This window comes from Niallia sp. CD-39 (genome assembly GCF_059874745.1).
Map to the genome: position 1 here is coordinate 48569 of NZ_JCBCPS010000007.1, position 18803 is coordinate 67371.

Consider the following 18803-nt stretch of genomic DNA (forward strand, 5'->3'; position numbering starts at 1 on the left):
ACAAACTATGGAGCAGCACCAAGAGGGGCGACTAGATCCGCGATTTAAAGTATCGAACCGTGAAGCGCTAATTGCCATAATCCTAGTCGTTATCCATTTTATATGGTGGTATGGTACAGCATATGGTCTAGGGGGAAAGCCTATTGAAGAGTATCAATACATACTTGGGTTACCAGCATGGTTTTTCTATAGTTGTATAGTAGGTTTTATCGGAATGGTAATCATTGTCTATTTTGTTGTGCGTTTTTATTTTATCGACGTTCCATTTGATTTAGAGGATCAGGAGGAGCAAAAGTGAATATAGAAGTTACTGTACCGTTGCTATTATTTTTACTCATGCTATTTTTCTTTGGTTTTTATGCTTCAAAGTATGTGAAGTCAGGGCCAGAGTTTCTCCAAGAATATTTTCTTGGCGGAAGAAACTTAGGCGGACTTTTATTAGCGATGACAATCGTAGCTACTTATGGAAGTGCTTCAAGCTTTATCGGTGGGCCAGGTGTTGCTTATAATATGGGGCTCGGATGGGTATTGTTATCAATGGCCCAAGTAGTGACAGGCTACTTTACACTTGCTGTTCTAGGAAAGAAATTTGCGATTGTTTCAAGAAAAGTACAAGCTGTTACGATTAATGATTTTTTACGAGAAAGATATGAAAGCAAGTGGATAGTCATTCTTTCTTCATGTTGCATCGTCTTCTTTTTGTTTGCTTCAATGACAGCACAATGGATCGGTGGAGGAAGATTGTTAGAAAGCTTCATGGGTGTATCTTATCAAACGGCCTTATTCATTTTTACGATTTCTGTTTTAGTATTTGTTGTCATTGGTGGTTTCCGTGCAATTGCGTTAACAGATACAGTACTTGGTTTTATTATGGTGCTAGGTACATGTATTATATTAGTTGGTACAATCATTGCTGGCGGTGGCGTATCCACAATTATATCGGATTTAGCAGCTGAAAATCCGAACTTAATTACCCCATTTGGAGCGGATGGCTCATTATCCCCATTATACGTTTCTTCCTTCTGGATTTTAGTTGGTGTTGGTGTGATTGGATTGCCACAAGTTGCAGTAAGAGGGATGTCTTATCGAAACTCAAAGGCAATGCATACAGCCATGATCGTAGGGACTGTAGTGGTTGGTTTTATCATGTTAGGGATGCATTTAACAGGAGTATTTGCGCGCGCTGTATTGCCTGGGATTGAGGTTGGAGATACAGTCATGCCACAATTGACCTTGCATATATTGCCCTCGTGGTTAGCAGGTGTTGTTCTTGCTGCCCCAATTGCTGCAGTCATTTCTACTGTAAACTCATTACTTTTGCTTATTAGCTCTGCATTAGTGAAAGATATTTACTTGAATTACATTCATACAGATGCGTCAGACCGAACGGTTCGTAACGTGAGTTTGTCCGTTACTGCTCTAATCGGTGTACTTGTCTATTTGGCTTCAATCCATCCACCTGACTTATTAATTTGGTTAAACTTATTTGCATTTGGTGGTTTGGAGGCAGCCTTTATATGGCCAATTGTATTAGGGCTCTATTGGAAAAAAGCAAATGGTTACGGGGCTTTAGCGTCTATGGCTTCTGGTGTTGGGAGTTATATACTAATTGACCGCTTTGTACCTGAGGTTGGTGGAGTACATACGGTGGTGTTTCCAATTCTTATCTCATTAGTTGTTTTTATCGTTGTTAGTTTAACTACTCAGCAGAAGAATCGCCTTGCTCAAGACCATATTATTAAAAAGTTTTGGTATGTATAATATACAGTAAAACGCCCTCTCATCTTTTGAAAGGGCGCTTATATTGTTGCCAAAAAACTTGGATACTTTACCGAATTGTTTGTAGCTCTTTCGGGAATTTAGTTAATGCTTCGACCCCATCTTTAGTAATGAGGAGGTCATCTTCAATTCGAACACCAGCGACATTTGGAACATAAATACCTGGTTCAATTGTGAAGACCATTCCTTCTTCAAGCTGTAATGTGTTTGTTTCTGTTAGTGAAGGATACTCGTGAACACTTATTCCCAAACCATGTCCTAAGCGATGTGGAAAGAATTCTCCAAATCCAGCATTTGCGATGATGTTTCTAGCGGTTAAATCAACCTCTGCTGCTGTGACACCAGGTTTACAAGCAGCTACTGAAGCAAGCTGTGCCTGTAGTACTGTGTCATATATTTCCCTTTGCTTTTCATTGATTTCTCCATAGGCAACGGTTCTAGTAATGTCAGAACAATACCCTTTCCAAACTACCCCAAGATCGAATAAAACAAGATCACCTTTTTGGATTTTTGACATTCCTGGAGTTCCATGAGGAGATGCACCATTTTTACCAGATAACACCATTGTAGAAAAGGACATTTCATTAATGCCTTTTTTCTTTAACTCGAATTCAATAGCGGCAAGAACTTCTAGCTCAGTTTTTCCTTCACTAATCTCTGCACAACCTGTTTCAATCGCAAAATCAGCAAGTGCACATGCTTCTCTAATAAAGGATAGCTCTTCTTTGTTCTTGATCATGCGAAGTTTGCGAAGCTTTTCTTCTGCAGATACAAACGTAGCATTGAAGATTGACTGCATTTGTTCATAGCGTTCAACATTCATATGTTCTTTTTCAACTGCAACATGTCCTACTTTGTCTACGCGTTTAGTAATTGCCTTCTGAATCATTTCCCATGGATTCTGAATATCGCTATATCCGATGATTTCATATGCCCAGCCAGCGCTTCGAGCATCATTAATTTCCATTGCAGGACAGACAAGGAATGGCTCTTCGTTTTGAAAAATAGCAAGTGCAAGTAAGCGTTCATGTGGATTGCTATGGAATCCACTTAAGTAAAATACATTGTCAGAAGAGGTTAAAAATGATACTTGAATGTCTTTCTGTTTCATCCAACTGGATAATTCTTGGAGTTTCTGGTTCATTATATGTATTTCCCCCTTTAGTCACTATTAATATGAGGTTAGCAAGGAAATGCTAAAAAGTCTACTTGAAATGTTTAAGAGAGACAGATATTTAGATGTTTACATTGCAATGTAGTGGGAACAAAAAAATAAGTGAAAATGTAGAGGGATTTTAAATGATTTGTTGAAGAAATAATGGAAGATGAAAGGGGAGAGTACGATGAAAGTATCTTTTCACGGACATGCAGTAGTGAAGGTTGAAGCGAATGGAAAAACAATTCTCTTTGACCCATTTTTAACAGGGAATGAACTAACAGATTTAAAAGCAGATGACGTTAAGCCTGATGTTATCATTGTGACGCATGGTCATGCCGATCATCTCGGGGATACGATCCCATTAGCAAAAAAATATGGCTCCCTTGTGATCGGGAACTTTGAGCTTGCGGAGTACTTAAGCTTACAAGAGTTAAACGTTCATGGAATGAGTATTGGTGGAGCATACGAATTTGACTTTGGTAAAGTAAAGCTAACTCAGGCCTTTCACGGCACAGGCTTATTAAATGAGAAAAATGAGATGGTCTATCTAGGCATGCCTGCCGGTGTGCTATTAACGATTGATGGAAAGACAATATATCATGCAGGAGATACAGGGTTATTCTCCGATATGAAATTAATTGGAGAAAGACACCCCATTGATCTTGCCTTTTTACCTATAGGTGACAACTACACAATGGGGCCAGAAGATGCTGCCTATGCTGCCGAATTATTAAATGCCAAAAAAGTTGTACCAATTCATTACAATACATTCCCACCTATTAAGCAAGACCCTAAACAATTCATTGAACGTTTGCAACCAAACACCGGTCTGTTATTAAATGTCGGTGATACGATAGAATTGTAATGATTGAAGAGGACTCGACGAATGTGTTGAGTCTTCTCTTATAGAGAAAATACTCACTTTGGGCTTTTCTTAATTACAACGTCATGAATTGAGCTTGTCTGCATACATTTTAGTAAGGACTAGAATGGGGAGTGTGGACAATTTGAAAAGAAAAAGGCTGTTTTTTTGCTTTATCGCAAGTATGTTTTTACTATATTTCGCTGTACCAAAGTTTCATATATTAGCTGGTGGACTTCAAGGATGGTTTTCAATCATTTGGATTGTGTTTGCTTTATTCGTCATCTCTGGTAATTTATCTGCTATTCTTTTTCTTCCTAAAGAAGGCGCACAATTGGCTACTAAAAGAGTTTTATCTAAGAAGAAAAGAATGCGATTATATCAATAAGCGTTTTAGGATGAATTGAATGTACAGAACTTTCACCTTATAATAGAAAGTAGGACGAAAGTGATAAGAGGGTGAAGGATTGGCTACAAAGCATGAACAAATCTTACAATATATAGATGGTCTTCCAGTTGGGGAGAAGATTTCGGTTAGACAGATTGCCAAAGCGTTGTCAGTGAGTGAAGGTACAGCCTATCGTGCAATTAAAGAAGCTGAAAACAAAGGCTATGTTTCCACGATTGAAAGAGTAGGGACAATTAGAATTGAGCGGAAGAAAAAAGAAAATTTTGAGAAGCTTACATTTGCTGAAGTTGTTAATATCGTAGATGGCCAAGTGTTAGGTGGTAGAGCAGGTCTTCACAAAACGTTAAATAAGTTTGTCATTGGCGCGATGAAGCTAGAAGCAATGATGCGCTATACAGGTGCTGGAAACTTATTGATTGTCGGAAACCGTACAAATGCGCATGAGTTAGCATTAAAAGCTGGAGCTGCTGTTTTAATTACAGGTGGATTTGACACGGATGATGATGTGAAGAAAATTGCGGATGAATTAGAATTGCCGATTATTTCAAGTAGTTATGATACATTCACTGTAGCAACGATGATTAACCGTGCGATATATGATCAGTTAATTAAAAAAGAAATTATTCTAGTAGAGGATATCCTCACACCTTTTGATGAAACGATTTACCTAAAAACAACCGATACAATAGACGATTGGCTTTACTATAATAAAGAAACCTTGCATAGTCGTTTTCCGGTCGTTGATGAAAACATGAAGGTTCATGGAATGGTGACTTCCAAGGACATTATGGGTCATGCGAAGGAAACCCAAATTGAAAAGGTTATGACGAAAAATCCAATGGTTGTTGGTGGGAAAACTAGTGTGGCATCTTCCTCACATATGATGGTTTGGGAAGGAATTGAGCTATTGCCAGTTGTGGATGATCATAATAAGTTGCTAGGGATCATCAGCCGCCAAGATGTTTTAAAAGCTTTACAAATGATACAGCGTCAACCGCAAGTAGGTGAAACGATTGATGATATCGTGACGAGTCAACTTGTGATGACTCGTGGAAAAGTTAAGAGTGATGATATATATCGTTGTGAAGTAACCCCACAAATGACAAATCATTTAGGCACTATTTCTTACGGAGTCTTTACTACGATCGTATCTGAAGCTGCAAATCGAGTATTAAGAGGATATAAAAAAGGAGATTTAGTCGTTGAGAATATGACGATCTACTTTATTAAGCCCGTACAAATCGACAGCATGCTTGATATCTTTCCTAAGGTATTAGAGGTTGGTCGTAAATTTGGTAAAGTGGATGTTGAAGTATTTAATGAAGGTGTATTAGTAGGTAAAGCAATGATGATGTGTCAGCTAATTGACAGACATTAAGCGCGTTGAATAAAGAAACCGTCACGCTGAAAAATTGGTGACGGTTTCCTTTCATTATACTATGTTCTAATTGTTTTTTAATGCCTCAGCTTCTTCAATAGCATATGGGTGATGATACTTATAAGATTTAACGCCGATATAGATGCTGAATACACCAATTAAGATGAAGATAGCAGCAATAATATATACGAGAAGTGAAGGATCTAAAAACAACTGATTCACTCCGAATAGTCCGACAAATAATCCGAGGGCAATTCTTGCTTTTGCTGATACCCAATACTTTTCTGCGATTCCCTTTGCCATAAATGAACGAATTTTATAGAATACATACATTGAAAGGGATACAATAATAAGGACAACTAATACTGGCATGTTACAACCTCCATATTTAACGATCTCCATTCTTTATTTTACATATATCCCTCATAAATTGCTACCGAATCTAGTAATCGACTGAGAACAATCAAAAGGGAAGTGACTAAAATGAAAACAGAAATTATTAAAGCTATACAAGAATATGAAACGATTATTATCCATCGACATGTACGACCAGATCCAGATGCATATGGTTCTCAAGGTGGATTAGCAGAGATGATCAAGGCTACATACCCTAATAAAATGGTATATACAGTTGGACTTGAGGAGCCGTCCCTACGATACTTAAGAGAGTTAGATGTGATTGAAGATCAAGTTTTTGATGGTGCATTGGTCATTGTCACAGATACAGCAAACACGGAACGTATTTGTGATCAGCGTTACAAGCTTGGAGAAAAGGTCATAAAAATTGACCATCACCCAAATGTCGATCCTTATGGAGAGGTGATGTGGGTTGATACGGACGCAAGTTCAACGAGCGAGATGATCTATGAATTGTATTTAGCTGGGAAGGATGAAGGCTTCGTCTTAAATGATGAAGGGGCAAGGCTATTATTTGCTGGGATTGTCGGTGATACAGGTCGGTTTTTATACCCTAGCTCAACTGAAAAAACGTTTTCCTATGCGGGCGAACTTATCCATTATCATTTTTCACGGAAAGAATTATTTGATAGAATGTACGAACTGCCAATGAATATTGTTAAATTGAATGGGTATGTTCTTCAAAATTTCTCATTTTTACCTAGTGGGGTAGGCGTTGTGAAGCTAGAAAAGGAATTGCTGGCTACATATGAAGCTAAGCCGTCCGAAGCATCCTTACTTGTAAGTGAATTAGGAAATGTAGCTGGAATTAAAGCATGGGTGTTCTTTATTGAAGAAGACGATCAAATTCGTGTAAGACTACGTTCGAAAGGACCAGTAATCAATACAGTGGCTGCTAAATACAATGGTGGTGGTCATCCATTAGCTGCAGGTGCATCCATTTATTCTTGGGACGAAATGGACTCTGTCATTGCAGATTTAGAAAAAGCATGTAAGTAAATGAAGGAAAGGAAAATCATCACGATTTTCCTTTCTTCTAAAAAAAGTAATCTCCGCTTGCTTTTCTACTCTAAATGAATATTCACATCAATTGATAAAGTAGTGTAGATAATCATTTTTATAATTTCTGCTTGATATTCTTTTCCATTTATATCTAATATCCGATTTTCGATTGTTCGCTCGATAAGATCAGAGCTTTTATATACTGTTTCAATATCTTTAGCGACCATCATTTTAATATCTTCCTGCAAGGATTCTTCTGCTTCAAAAACACTATAGGAGTCAAGTTTGTATTTATCCCCATTTCGAATTCGAATCTTAATTTCTTTTAAAGTTAAACGCTCTTGATTCTCTTTATTTAATTGTTCAAACTCATCTTGCCAAATCTTCTTATCCTTTTGCAGATCAATCAATTCTTCACGCTGTTTTTCAATTTGGATGCTATAGCGCTCCTGCCATTCTCCGAAAATATAAAGAAAGATCACCCAGCTAAGGCAACCACCGATGGCCATTCCAGCTAAAAAACGTTGCCAAGCCGGTCTTCGATACAGTGGAGGGATTCTCATGATGAGATATGCTCCTGTGTAAGCCAAGAAATGAGCAATGCGCCAGTTTGAGCTCCTCCAAAGGCAGATACGATGATTAAACACTGCTTAAATAAATCTTTCGTTTGGCCATCAAAAACACCTCGTTCGAGACTATAAACCGTATCGAATGTACCTCCAATGGCTGCAATAATTGCCCATATTCGTATAGCATTTGATATTTTATATAGCTCTGTTAAAGGTGGTTTTCCTGTTAGAAATGCAGCCAGTGCCCCAATAAATGCCCCACCTAGGAGCACACCAAGTGCAATAAAATAACTTTCTATTAATGTTGTAAAAAAAGGTTGGTTTTCCAATTAAGTCACCATCATTTCATTCATAATCAGTTCGTTTGTACATTTTATGGACAACTAGCTCCATTTATAACGAGAGAAATCGATTTTTTAAAAGATAAGTAAGAATAGAATATTGTAAAGGCTTTTAGATTCGGACAAGCTATTTTCCTTTTTGCAAAATCAAGCCTATAATATGGATTAGAGAAGGGATAAAGGTGTGAAGAAAATGTCTTTTGTACACTTACAAGTTTATAGTTCTTATAGCTTATTACAAAGCACGATTAAAATAGAAGAGCTTGTGTCCTTTGCAAAGAAGAATCAATTTCGAGCGATGGCCTTAACCGATTATAATGTTATGTACGGTTCTTTAGCTTTTTATAAACAATGCATAAAACAAGGAATTAAACCTTTATTAGGGCTTACAGTGCATGTAAAAGAAGAAGATGATTTAAATACAATCGTATTATTGGCTAAGAATGAAACTGGCTATAAGAATCTGTTGAAAATTTCAAGCGCAGTGAAAACAAATGATGTGGACTCTATTCCATTTAGGTGGTTAAAGGCATATGCGGATGGTTTGATTGCGATTTCATCTGGGTTAACAGGAAAAATAGAGCAGTTGTTACTAAATGAATGTTATAAAGAGGCCTGTGAAGCTGCTCTTCAATATAAAGGAGTATTTGGTCATAACTTCTATCTTGCAGTTCAACCTAAGTATATAAAGGAAGAACCGCATTTTTTGAAAAGAATGATTCAGTTAGCGCAGGAACTTGATGTGCCTTATGTGGCAACGAATCCAATTCATTATTTACATAAAGAGGATGCATTTGCTCATCGGTGTCTACAAGCGATTGATAAGGGAGAAAAGATTACTTCTGATGAAATAGAGGAAGGGAAGCAGGAAGCTGAATTTAAGACAACTAATGAGATGATAGAGGTTTTTAGTGATTATCCAGAAGCATTGGAAAATACAATGCTTATTGAGGCTGAATGCGAGGTGACGATTCCTCTTGGACAGCAAAAACTACCTCGGTTTCCAATGCAATATGGAGAGAATGCTAATCATTTATTAGCAGATCTATGCGAGAAAGGCTTAAGAAAACGGATTGAAAAAGTAGGGAAAAACTATCAGGAACGTTTGTATTTTGAACTCGATATTATTCAAAAAATGGGCTTTGCTGATTACTTTTTAATCGTAGCAGATTTTATAAAATATGCAAAAGATCAAGGGATGCTTATTGGACCTGGGCGTGGTTCTGCAGCAGGTTCCCTTGTTGCGTATGTGTTAGAAATAACGGATGTTGACCCTATTGAACATGAACTACTATTTGAACGCTTTTTAAATCCAGAACGAGTTTCCATGCCTGATATCGATATTGATTTTCCTGATTACAAGCGAGATGAAGTGATTCAGTACGTAGCAAAAAAATATGGTCATTTGCATGTAGCTCAAATCATTACCTTTGGTACATTTGCAGCAAAAGCGGCCATTCGAGATGTCGGCAGAGTGTTTGAATTGAGCAGTAAACAACTGGATGAGTTTTCAAGGTCCATCCCTAGTCGATTGGGGGTAACGCTAAAGGATGCCTATTCAACATCAGAACCTTTGCGTAAAATCGTCAATCAATCACCAATTAATGAAAGAATCTTTCAGACAGCACTTCGCATTGAAGGGTTGCCTAGGCATACCTCGACACATGCTGCAGGTATCATTATTAGTGAAGAACCATTAATCCAAACTGTTCCTATTCAAACAGGTCACGATGACGTTTATTTAACTCAGTTTTCAATGGAGTATCTAGAAGATGTTGGATTGTTAAAAATGGATTTTCTTGGATTAAGGAACTTAACGCTTATGGATCGTATCATTCAGTCTATTGAGAAGAAGACTGGTGTTCGAATAAATATGAAGACAATCGGATTGGATGATGAATTAGTCTTTGAACTATTAGGAAAGGGGCAGACGACTGGGGTATTTCAATTAGAGTCAAGTGGAATGCGCAGTGTACTGCAAAGGTTAAAACCAACTCATTTTGAAGATATTGTTGCTGTAAATGCTCTTTATCGCCCAGGTCCAATGGAGAATATCCCTACATTTACAGCAAGGAAACATGGAATAGAAAAAGTTGCCTACCCACATCCAGATTTAGAACCTATTCTGCAAAAAACGTATGGTGTAATTGTTTATCAAGAACAGATTATGCAAATTGCGTCTGTCATGGCTGGATTTTCATTGGGAGAAGCAGATTTATTAAGACGTGCGGTAAGTAAGAAGCAAAAGCATGTGCTGGACGAAGAAAGACGCCATTTTGTTCATGGAGCAATAAAGAATGGTTATAGTGAGGAAACGGCCAATATGACGTATGATTTAATTGTGAAATTTGCTAATTATGGATTCAATCGAAGTCATGCGGTTGCATATAGTATGATTGCCTATCAACTTGCGTATTTAAAAGTGCATTATCCACTTTACTTCATGAGTGCATTGTTAACATCTGCAATTGGTAATGAAGAGAAAATAGCACAATACATTCGTGAGCTTAAGCATATGAATATAAAGATTCTTCCTCCATCCATTAATAAAAGTAGTTATGTTTTTGCGGTTGAGAATGAATCAATTCGCTATAGTTTAGCTGCTATTAAAGGAATTGGCATGAATCATATTAAGGAAATGAGCCATGCACGTAAACAAAATAAGTTCCAAGACCTGTTTGATTTCTGTATAAGGTTAACTCCTAAAGGAATCAATCGAAAAGTATTGGAAGCGTTGATCTACTCAGGAAGCTTTGACGAATTTGGTAAAGATCGTGCTGTTTTGCTCGCAAGCATTGACCCAGCATTGGAGCATGTTCAATTAGTTAATCCTCTAGATGATCAAGGGGATATGTTTGCAGATGGAGAGTTTTTTCCAAAACCGAAATACGTTGAAGTCGACGCAATGGATGTTGATTATAAGTTAACAAATGAAAAACAAGTACTTGGGTTGTACTTAACGGATCATCCACTTTCAAAATATGAAACTGAGAGAAAGATTGTAAATGCCGAAACAATTGATCGGCTTCCTAATAAGGTGAAAGGTGTAGCGGTTCTTGCATGTATAAATGATATGAGGTCCATTCGTACGAAGAAGGGAGATCCAATGGCGTTTCTCACCTTGGCGGATGAGACAGGTGAAATAGAAGCTGTTGCCTTTCCAGAAACCTTTAATCGGTTTGCAAAAAAACTAAAGCACGGGAATATTAGCTTTTTTACAGGAAGTATAGAAATAAGAAATGGAAAGTCACAAATGATTCTTCAATCAATTATTGAGGTGAAAGACTATGTAGAAGCAGCCATGAGGAAAGAGAAAACACTCTATTTAAGAATTGAAGAAGCGTTTGATAAGCCAGAGCATTTAAGGAATTTAAAAGCTACTCTTCAAACGTATACTGGCCATGTGAAGGTTGTATTGTACTTCGAAAAGACGAGAAAGACAATGAAACTGGGAGAAGAAGACTTCGTTGAAATAAGCGATGCATTCTTGATAGAGATGAAGCGGTTATTAGGAGATGGTAATGTCGTTTTAAAGTAGCAGTACTTTACATGATTTGAAAATATGTTATATTTGATTATATAAAATTGGTCAGACCACTTAATCTAGCAGGAGATCATAAGGTATTTGGCTCCTTAGACAGACTTAAGTAAATCCAATAGAAGAGCAAGAATTAAGGGGTGGAAGATTTGTCATTGAGAGAAGAAGCTTTAAACATGCATAGGGTGCATAAAGGAAAGTTAGAATCAAAATCTAAAGTGCAGGTGAAAGATGCGAAGGATTTAAGTCTAGCGTATTCGCCTGGGGTTGCAGAGCCTTGTAAGGAAATCTATGACAAGCCTGAAACAGTTTATGAATATACGATGAAAGGCAATATGGTTGCAGTGGTATCCGATGGAACTGCAGTATTAGGTTTGGGGAATATTGGACCGGAGGCAGCATTGCCAGTTATGGAAGGTAAGGCAGTTCTGTTTAAGAGTTTTGCAGGTGTTGACGCTTTTCCTATTTGCTTGAATACTACAGATATCGATAAAATTGTTGAAACTGTAAAGTTATTAGAACCTACATTCGGTGGAGTTAATTTAGAAGATATTGCAGCACCAAACTGTTTCTATATTGAAGAGCGTCTGAAAAAGGAAACGAATATTCCAATTTTCCATGATGATCAACATGGGACAGCGATCGTTACAGTAGCTGGTTTAGTGAATGCATTGAAATTATCAAATAAAAAAATGAACGAAATTAAAGTGGTTGCTAACGGAGCAGGTGCTGCGGGAATTGCCATTATAAAATTATTATATAGCTATGGTGTTCGTGATATCGTAATGTGTGATACAAAAGGGGCGATTTACGAAGGTCGTGAAGCAGGGATGAATGCGATTAAGAATGAAGTCGCTAAGTTTACGAACCGTAATAAACAAGAAGGACAACTAGCAGACGTGATTAAAGATGCAGATGTATTTATCGGTGTATCTGCTGCTGGGTCTTTAACTAAGGAAATGGTTCAAACGATGAATGAAAAGCCGGTTATCTTTGCAATGGCTAACCCAGTTCCAGAAATTATGCCAGATGAAGCAAAAGAAGCCGGTGCACACGTTATTGGTACAGGACGCTCTGATTTTCCAAACCAAGTAAATAACGTCTTGGCTTTCCCTGGTATTTTCCGCGGGGCACTAGATGTACGTGCAACACATATTAACGAAAAAATGAAAGTTGCTGCTGTAAATGCAATTGCAGATTTAATTAGCGACGAAGAATTAAATGTAGATTATGTAATCCCAGGTCCATTCGACCCGCGTGTAGCTCCTGCTGTCGCAGCTGCTGTCGCAAAATCAGCGATGGAAACAGGTGTGGCGCGTATAAAAGTAGACCCTGAAGAAGTGCGTAAGCGTACAGAATCTTTGGCGATTATTGGCAAAAGTGAGTGATTATGAAGCGTGAATTCATTTCAATCAAGCTCAAAAATATATATCGAGGTTGTTAAACAATTACGTAGTATGATTGATCAAGATGGATTACGACCAGGCGATAAATTACCTTCAGAGCGTGAACTTTCTGAGCGTCTAAATGTTGGACGCTCTTCTGTTCGCGAGGCCTTTCGCGCGTTGGAACTATTAGGCTTAATTGAAACGCGAAGAGGAGAAGGAACTTTTATTCGAGATTTTAAAGGTCATCAGCTCGTTCAACTATTAAGTACATTTATCCTTCAGGATGAAAAGGCAAAAAGCGATATCCAAGAAACCAAATATTTAATTGAGTTGGATTGTTTGCGCCTTGTTAGTGAAAAAGGAAACGAGATGCAATTAAAGTATTTACGAGAATGGGTGTCAAATGAACCATTTACAGATGAGGAATTTTTTTATAAAATCGCTAAATTAGCAGATAATCATCTATTTTATAGAATGTGGAAAATATTAATGGATTATTACAATTCATTAACGATACTAAAGCCATCTATATCGAAAGTAGCTTACTTGCAGCTCATAGATTCGCTTCATTGCAAGAATGTTTCACAAATCGAGAAGGTATATGGACATTTAAGGGAAAATGTCGAAAGGTAATTGACAAAGTTCAGCAATCTTTTTTTTGAGAATCTTATATGATATTAAAATAGTACTGAATAAGCCTTAACACTTAGGCCTTTCCTTATATCTCAGTGGTCAGACCACCTCTTTATATTTGGGATTTATACCGAATAATGTATTTTGATATCGTAAATGATGCGTATAATGGAAGTTTTTTTCTGTAGATAACGATCATCAAAAAATGTTTAATCTCAACTGCCAATTGTCTAGACTATATAAATAACCTAAATACAACATATTCTAGAAAATTAATCATGCAATAGTTAGACAGTAAAATTGAGTAGAATACCTTGGCAACAAGGAAAGAGTTAGAGCATATAAAGGTAAAGATTAGCTAATTCTAGCAAAAGATATGAGGAGGTTCCAGCTTGCTAAAAGATATCTTTACGAAATCTAAGAAGAAAAAATATGCGACGATTCCATCGGAAATGGCCAAGCACGATGTGCCAGAAGGAATCATGTCGAAATGTCCAAACTGCAAAACAATCATGTATACAAAGGAGTTAATAAAAAATAAAAAAGTTTGCTTTCATTGTTCTCACCACCACCCAATGAATGCAAATGAACGAATTTATAGCTTCTTAGATGAAGGTTCATTCGAAGAGATGAATGCAAACATGATAACTGAAAATCCGTTAGGCTTTCCTGGATACTTAGAAAAGCTTGAGAAAGATCGTCAAAAAACGAAAATGAATGAGGCTGTAGTGACGGGTGTTGGTTGTATTGATGGACAAGAAGTTGCGATCGCCATTATGGATTCTACATTCCGTATGGGAAGTATGGGTTCTGTCGTAGGTGAAAAGATTACAAGGATTGTAGAGGTTGCTGATGAAAAATCAATCCCTTTTATTATCTTTACAGCTTCCGGGGGAGCACGTATGCAGGAGGGTGTTTTAAGCTTAATGCAAATGGCGAAAACAAGTGTAGCACTGAAGCGTCTAAGCGATAATGGTGGATTATTTATCTCAATTATGACACATCCAACAACTGGTGGAGTATCTGCTAGTTTTGCTTCTTTAGGTGATTATAATTTCGCTGAGCCTGGTGCATTAATTGGGTTTGCAGGGAGAAGAATAATTGAACAAACCATTAGAGAAGAACTTCCAGAGGACTTTCAAACAGCTGAGTTTTTATTAAAGCATGGCCAATTGGATGCAGTGATTCCTCGCCTAGAATTGAAGGATAAAATTTCAAACATTTTATCACTCCATCAAGTTGGAGGTGACAGCGCATGATCGGTGAACTAGAATTCGAAAAACCAATTATTGAATTAAGAGCAAAAATTGCTGAATTAGCACAAATCACAAAAACTGCAGATGTTGATCTTACTTCTGAGATAGAGAAGCTTGAAAGCAGATTAGCAAAGCTTGAAGAAGATGTATATAAGAACATCGGTGCTTGGGATCGTGTGCAAATTGCAAGGCATCCGCAAAGACCTACAACATTAGACTACATTCAGGAAGTATTTGACGATTTCTTTGAATGTCATGGAGACCGTCTATATGGAGATGATGAAGCTATTGTAGGTGGGATTGCAAGATTTCATGGAACACCTGTAACTGTTATTGGCCATCAGCGTGGAAAAGATACAAAAGAAAATATCCGAAGGAATTTTGGAATGCCACACCCTGAAGGGTATAGAAAGGCATTGCGTTTAATGAAACAAGCTGAGAAGTTTCATCGTCCAATCATTTGCTTTATCGATACAAAAGGAGCTTATCCAGGTAAAGCTGCTGAGGAAAGAGGACAAAGTGAAGCAATAGCACGCAATTTATTTGAAATGGCGAGCTTAACAGTTCCGGTTGTCTGTATTGTCATTGGAGAAGGGGGTAGTGGTGGAGCACTAGCACTAGGAATTGGAAACCATATTCATATGCTTGAGAATTCCACATACTCCGTCATTTCTCCAGAAGGTGCTGCTTCGATCCTATGGAAAGATGCTGCATTAGCAAAAAAAGCGGCTGAGTCAATGAAAATTACTGCACCAGACTTAAAAGAGTTAGGTATTGTAGATGAAATTATCAAAGAGGTGAAAGGTGGAGCGCATCATAATGTTTATGAGCAATCAATGCATATCAACGACGCGATTCATCAGTCCTTAAGAGAATTAACGAAACTTACAGATCACCAACTTATCGAGCAACGCTATGAAAAGTTCAAAACGATCGGAAAGTTCTCAGTTGCCAAAGATTTCATTGGTGTCCAATAATCAGACAAGCGTGCTATTTAGCACGCTTATTTTCACGTATTTTGCACGATTGGTATAACACAAACATGAATATAATAGACATAAAACGCTTGCATTTAACCGACTATTCTGTCTTTGTTTTAGAGGCTGAAATAAAGTTGAGATAGCCCTATCTTCATGTTATTTTAAACTTATTAAAACATTTATGAAATCATCTTGCTTTCGCATCATTGCGTTCATTATTATCGTAAAATTTCGAATGAAATAAACGCTTTTTCGGGAAAATAAAAAATCTAGAGGTGGTTTTATTGAAAAAAATAGGCGTACTTACAAGTGGTGGAGATTCTCCAGGTATGAATGCTGCGATTAGGGCAGTCGTACGTAAAGCAATCTTTCATGAACTAGACGTTTTTGGTATTTATAGTGGCTATACAGGATTAATTAATGGAAACATTAAAAAGCTAGAACTTGGCTCCGTTGGAGATATTATTCATCGCGGTGGTACGATGTTACATACAGCAAGATCTGAAGAGTTTAGGACGGCAGAAGGCCAAAAAAAAGCAATTGAGCATTTAAAGAAACTTGAAATTGATGGACTTGTTGTCATTGGTGGGGACGGCTCTTATAGAGGCGCTCAAGCATTATCAAATCATGGGTTTCCTTGTATTGGTGTACCTGGAACGATTGATAATGATATCTCTGGTACGCAATATACGATAGGGTTTGACACAGCATTAAACACAGTTATTGATGCAATTGATAAAATTCGTGATACGGCCTCTTCACATGAGAGAACATTTATCATTGAAGTGATGGGAAGAGATGCAGGGGATATCGCCTTATGCACCGGTCTAGCAGCTGGAGCGGAAACGATCTTAATCCCTGAGGTTCAATACGATATGAACGATATTGCATTACGATTGAAGAAAGGTCATGAACGTGGAAAGAAACACAGTATTATCATTGTAGCTGAAGGTGTTAAGAGCGGTGTCGAGTTTGCAAAAGAACTGGAGGCAGCGACAAGCTTCGAAACAAGAGTTTCTGTTCTTGGTCATATTCAAAGAGGTGGAACTCCGACAGCATTTGATCGTGTCTTAGCAAGTCGTTTAGGAGCAAGAGCAGTTGAACTGCTGCTTGAAGGCAAAAGTGGACGAGCAGTAGGGGTGCAAAATAATAAATTAGTAGATACTGTATTTGAAGATGTTTTTCGAAATACCCATTCGGTCGATACGGATCTATATCGACTTTCACAAGAACTGTCAATTTAATTAATTAAATTAGTCATTCATCAATGATTTGGAGGAACTAGTGATGCGCAAAACGAAAATAGTATGTACAATTGGACCAGCAAGTGAAAGTGTAGAAAAGTTAGTACAATTAATTGAAGCTGGCATGAATGTGGCAAGATTAAACTTTTCTCATGGTAATTTTGAGGAACATGGTGAGAGAATTAAAAATATTCGTGAGGCGTCGCAAAAAACTGGAAAGACTGTTGCGATCTTGCTAGATACAAAAGGTCCTGAAATCCGTACACATAATATGAAGGACGGGGCTATTGAATTAGCAGTAGGAAATGAGATTATCGTTTCAATGAATGAAGTTGAAGGAACAAGTGAGAAGTTTTCAGTATCGTATGAAGGACTTGTTCAGGATGTTACAATCGGTTCGAAAATCCTGCTTGATGATGGTTTGATCGGCCTTGAGGTTTTAAGTATTGATGAAGATGCTAAAGAAATACACACAAAGATTTTAAACAGTGGCGTATTAAAAAATAAAAAAGGTGTTAACGTACCAGGGGTATCAGTTAAACTTCCAGGTATTACTGAAAAAGATGCGAATGATATTCTTTTTGGTATTGAGCAACAAGTCGATTTCATTGCTGCTTCTTTTGTTAGAAGGGCTTCTGACGTATTAGAAATTCGTCAACTATTAGAAGAAAACAATGCTTCCTATATACACATCATTCCTAAAATCGAAAACGAAGAAGGCGTCGATAATATAGATGAAATCTTAGAAGTGTCTGACGGCTTAATGGTTGCACGTGGAGATTTAGGTGTTGAGATTCCAGCAGAAGAAGTGCCGCTCGTTCAAAAGCAATTAATTAAGAAGTGCAATGTTTTTGGTAAGCCTGTTATTACAGCAACACAAATGTTAGATTCGATGCAACGCAACCCACGCCCAACGCGAGCAGAAGCGAGTGATGTTGCAAATGCAATCTTTGATGGTACAGATGCAATAATGCTTTCAGGTGAAACAGCAGCAGGTTCATACCCAGTTGAAGCGGTACAAACAATGCATAATATCGCATCTCGTGCTGAAACAGCCTTATCTTATAAAGAAATTCTTTCTAATCGAAGCAAAAACAGTGATTCAAATATTACAAATGCAATTGGTCAATCGGTTGCACATACAGCGCTAAACTTGAATGTGAGTGCCATTATTACACCGACAGAGAGTGGGCATACTGCTCATATGATCTCAAAATATCGTCCGAAAGCTCCAATTGTAGCAGTAACTTCAAATGATTATGTCTCAAGACGACTAGCGTTAGCTTGGGGAGTTTACCCACAAGTAGGACAAAAAGCGAAAACAACAGATGATATGTTGGATATTGCAGTTGAAGAAAGTTTAAGATCGGGGATTGTCTCATCGGGTGATTTAGTTGTAATTACTGCTGGTGTTCCAGTAGGAGAGGCAGGTACAACAAACTTAATGAAAATTCACGTCATTGGAGATGTTTTAGCAAGAGCACAAGGAATTGGCAGAAAATCGGCATATGGGAAAGTAGTCGTCGCTAAAAATGCCGATGAAGCATTGGTGAAGGTTAACGAAGGTGATATCTTAGTTACGATAGGCTCAGATCGAGAAATGATGCCAGCAATTGAAAAATGTGGTGCGTTGATCACTGAAGAGGGTGGACTAACAAGCCATGCTGCTGTCGTCGGGTTAAGTGTAGGAATCCCGGTCATTGTTGGAGTTGAGCATGCAACAACTCTGCTAAAAGATGGTCAAGAAGTAACAGTAGACTCTCAACGTGGTATTATTTATAACGGACATGCAAGTGTACTCTAATTAACGTCATAAACGGGAATTGTTAGATCTAGTCATCTACATTC

17 protein-coding genes are annotated in these 18803 nt (G+C 37.7%); 13 read left to right on the forward strand and 4 right to left on the reverse strand.

The window, feature by feature from the left end; translation table 11 throughout:
* Nucleotides 1–7: 7 nt before the first annotated feature.
* Both AC6F34_RS14500 and panF read left to right on the forward strand, forming a co-directional pair.
* Complete coding sequence (locus AC6F34_RS14500; protein ID WP_500773357.1) at nucleotides 8–298, forward strand: YhdT family protein; 291 nt, start codon at nucleotides 8–10, stop codon at nucleotides 296–298.
* Nucleotides 295–1761, forward strand: coding sequence for a sodium/pantothenate symporter (panF, locus tag AC6F34_RS14505; RefSeq protein ID WP_500773359.1), 1467 nt, complete (start codon nucleotides 295–297; stop codon nucleotides 1759–1761). The genes AC6F34_RS14500 and panF overlap by 4 nt, the downstream gene beginning before the upstream one ends.
* A 67-nt stretch (nucleotides 1762–1828) precedes the next feature.
* Here panF and AC6F34_RS14510 read toward each other — a convergent pair whose 3' ends face one another.
* A complete protein-coding gene (locus AC6F34_RS14510) occupies nucleotides 1829–2923 on the reverse strand; it encodes a M24 family metallopeptidase (protein WP_500773361.1) in 1095 nt (364 codons plus the stop codon).
* A 199-nt stretch (nucleotides 2924–3122) separates the two neighbouring features.
* Here AC6F34_RS14510 and AC6F34_RS14515 point away from each other — a divergent pair, with 199 nt between their 5' ends.
* The 3 genes from AC6F34_RS14515 (at nucleotide 3123) to AC6F34_RS14525 (ending at nucleotide 5587) form a co-directional block, all read left to right on the forward strand.
* Nucleotides 3123–3803 (forward strand): metal-dependent hydrolase, encoded by a 681-nt coding sequence (locus AC6F34_RS14515; protein WP_500773363.1) that lies wholly within the window; start codon nucleotides 3123–3125, stop codon nucleotides 3801–3803.
* A 142-nt stretch (nucleotides 3804–3945) separates the two neighbouring features.
* Nucleotides 3946–4188 (forward strand): hypothetical protein, encoded by a 243-nt coding sequence (locus tag AC6F34_RS14520; protein ID WP_500773365.1) that lies wholly within the window; start codon nucleotides 3946–3948, stop codon nucleotides 4186–4188.
* Nucleotides 4189–4267: 79 nt separating this feature from the next.
* Nucleotides 4268–5587 carry a DRTGG domain-containing protein gene (locus AC6F34_RS14525; protein WP_500773367.1) on the forward strand — a complete coding sequence of 440 codons (1320 nt, stop codon included), beginning with the start codon at nucleotides 4268–4270 and terminating at the stop codon, nucleotides 5585–5587.
* 66 nt (nucleotides 5588–5653) lie between these two features.
* On the opposite strand, the gene AC6F34_RS14530 is transcribed toward AC6F34_RS14525, so the two are convergent.
* The gene (locus AC6F34_RS14530) at nucleotides 5654–5959 is read right to left on the reverse strand and encodes a YtpI family protein (protein ID WP_500773369.1); all 306 of its coding nucleotides are present in this window, start codon (nucleotides 5957–5959) and stop codon (nucleotides 5654–5656) included.
* A 111-nt stretch (nucleotides 5960–6070) separates the two neighbouring features.
* On the opposite strand from AC6F34_RS14530, the gene AC6F34_RS14535 reads away from it, so the two are divergent.
* Nucleotides 6071–7003, forward strand: a complete 933-nt coding sequence (locus AC6F34_RS14535) for a DHH family phosphoesterase (RefSeq protein ID WP_500773371.1) — start codon at nucleotides 6071–6073, stop codon at nucleotides 7001–7003.
* Between the two features lie 65 nt (nucleotides 7004–7068).
* Here the strand turns inward: AC6F34_RS14535 and ytrI are convergent, their stop codons facing one another.
* Both ytrI and ytrH read right to left on the reverse strand, forming a co-directional pair.
* Entirely contained in the window at nucleotides 7069–7569 is a 501-nt protein-coding gene (ytrI, locus tag AC6F34_RS14540; protein ID WP_500773373.1) for a sporulation membrane protein YtrI, read from the reverse strand.
* Complete coding sequence (ytrH, locus tag AC6F34_RS14545) at nucleotides 7566–7904, reverse strand: sporulation membrane protein YtrH (RefSeq protein WP_500773375.1); 339 nt, start codon at nucleotides 7902–7904, stop codon at nucleotides 7566–7568. The genes ytrI and ytrH overlap by 4 nt, the downstream gene beginning before the upstream one ends.
* Nucleotides 7905–8109: 205 nt before the next feature.
* On the opposite strand from ytrH, the gene dnaE reads away from it, so the two are divergent.
* The 7 genes from dnaE (at nucleotide 8110) to pyk (ending at nucleotide 18759) form a co-directional block, all read left to right on the forward strand.
* On the forward strand, nucleotides 8110–11454 hold the full coding sequence (gene dnaE, locus AC6F34_RS14550) for a DNA polymerase III subunit alpha (protein ID WP_500773377.1): 3345 nt from the start codon (nucleotides 8110–8112) through the stop codon (nucleotides 11452–11454).
* A 149-nt stretch (nucleotides 11455–11603) separates the two neighbouring features.
* Entirely contained in the window at nucleotides 11604–12842 is a 1239-nt protein-coding gene (gene ystJ, locus AC6F34_RS14555) for an NADP-dependent malic enzyme (RefSeq protein ID WP_500773379.1), read from the forward strand.
* Between the two features lie 9 nt (nucleotides 12843–12851).
* The gene (locus tag AC6F34_RS14560; protein ID WP_500773381.1) at nucleotides 12852–13475 is read left to right on the forward strand and encodes a FadR/GntR family transcriptional regulator; all 624 of its coding nucleotides are present in this window, start codon (nucleotides 12852–12854) and stop codon (nucleotides 13473–13475) included.
* Nucleotides 13476–13867: 392 nt separating this feature from the next.
* Nucleotides 13868–14734 (forward strand): acetyl-CoA carboxylase, carboxyltransferase subunit beta, encoded by an 867-nt coding sequence (gene accD, locus AC6F34_RS14565; protein ID WP_500773383.1) that lies wholly within the window; start codon nucleotides 13868–13870, stop codon nucleotides 14732–14734.
* The gene (accA, locus tag AC6F34_RS14570; RefSeq protein ID WP_500773385.1) at nucleotides 14731–15708 is read left to right on the forward strand and encodes an acetyl-CoA carboxylase carboxyl transferase subunit alpha; all 978 of its coding nucleotides are present in this window, start codon (nucleotides 14731–14733) and stop codon (nucleotides 15706–15708) included. Before accD ends, accA begins: the two co-directional genes overlap by 4 nt.
* Before the next feature lie 287 nt (nucleotides 15709–15995).
* The gene (gene pfkA / locus AC6F34_RS14575; protein ID WP_500773387.1) at nucleotides 15996–16955 is read left to right on the forward strand and encodes a 6-phosphofructokinase; all 960 of its coding nucleotides are present in this window, start codon (nucleotides 15996–15998) and stop codon (nucleotides 16953–16955) included.
* 43 nt (nucleotides 16956–16998) lie between these two features.
* Complete coding sequence (gene pyk / locus AC6F34_RS14580) at nucleotides 16999–18759, forward strand: pyruvate kinase (protein WP_500773389.1); 1761 nt, start codon at nucleotides 16999–17001, stop codon at nucleotides 18757–18759.
* Nucleotides 18760–18803: the final 44 nt, after the last annotated feature.

What these genes read in the sequence shown, in the direction of transcription:
- AC6F34_RS14500 (WP_500773357.1), top strand. Translation starts at nt 8, where the DNA reads ATGGAGCAGCACCAAGAGGGGCGACTAGATCCGCGATTTAAAGTATCG.
- AC6F34_RS14510 (WP_500773361.1), bottom strand. Translation starts at nt 2,923, where the DNA reads ATGAACCAGAAACTCCAAGAATTATCCAGTTGGATGAAACAGAAAGAC.
- AC6F34_RS14515 (WP_500773363.1), top strand. Translation starts at nt 3,123, where the DNA reads ATGAAAGTATCTTTTCACGGACATGCAGTAGTGAAGGTTGAAGCGAAT.
- AC6F34_RS14530 (WP_500773369.1), bottom strand. Translation starts at nt 5,959, where the DNA reads ATGCCAGTATTAGTTGTCCTTATTATTGTATCCCTTTCAATGTATGTA.
- AC6F34_RS14535 (WP_500773371.1), top strand. Translation starts at nt 6,071, where the DNA reads ATGAAAACAGAAATTATTAAAGCTATACAAGAATATGAAACGATTATT.
- ytrI (WP_500773373.1), bottom strand. Translation starts at nt 7,569, where the DNA reads ATGAGAATCCCTCCACTGTATCGAAGACCGGCTTGGCAACGTTTTTTA.
- dnaE (WP_500773377.1), top strand. Translation starts at nt 8,110, where the DNA reads ATGTCTTTTGTACACTTACAAGTTTATAGTTCTTATAGCTTATTACAA.
- accA (WP_500773385.1), top strand. Translation starts at nt 14,731, where the DNA reads ATGATCGGTGAACTAGAATTCGAAAAACCAATTATTGAATTAAGAGCA.
- pyk (WP_500773389.1), top strand. Translation starts at nt 16,999, where the DNA reads ATGCGCAAAACGAAAATAGTATGTACAATTGGACCAGCAAGTGAAAGT.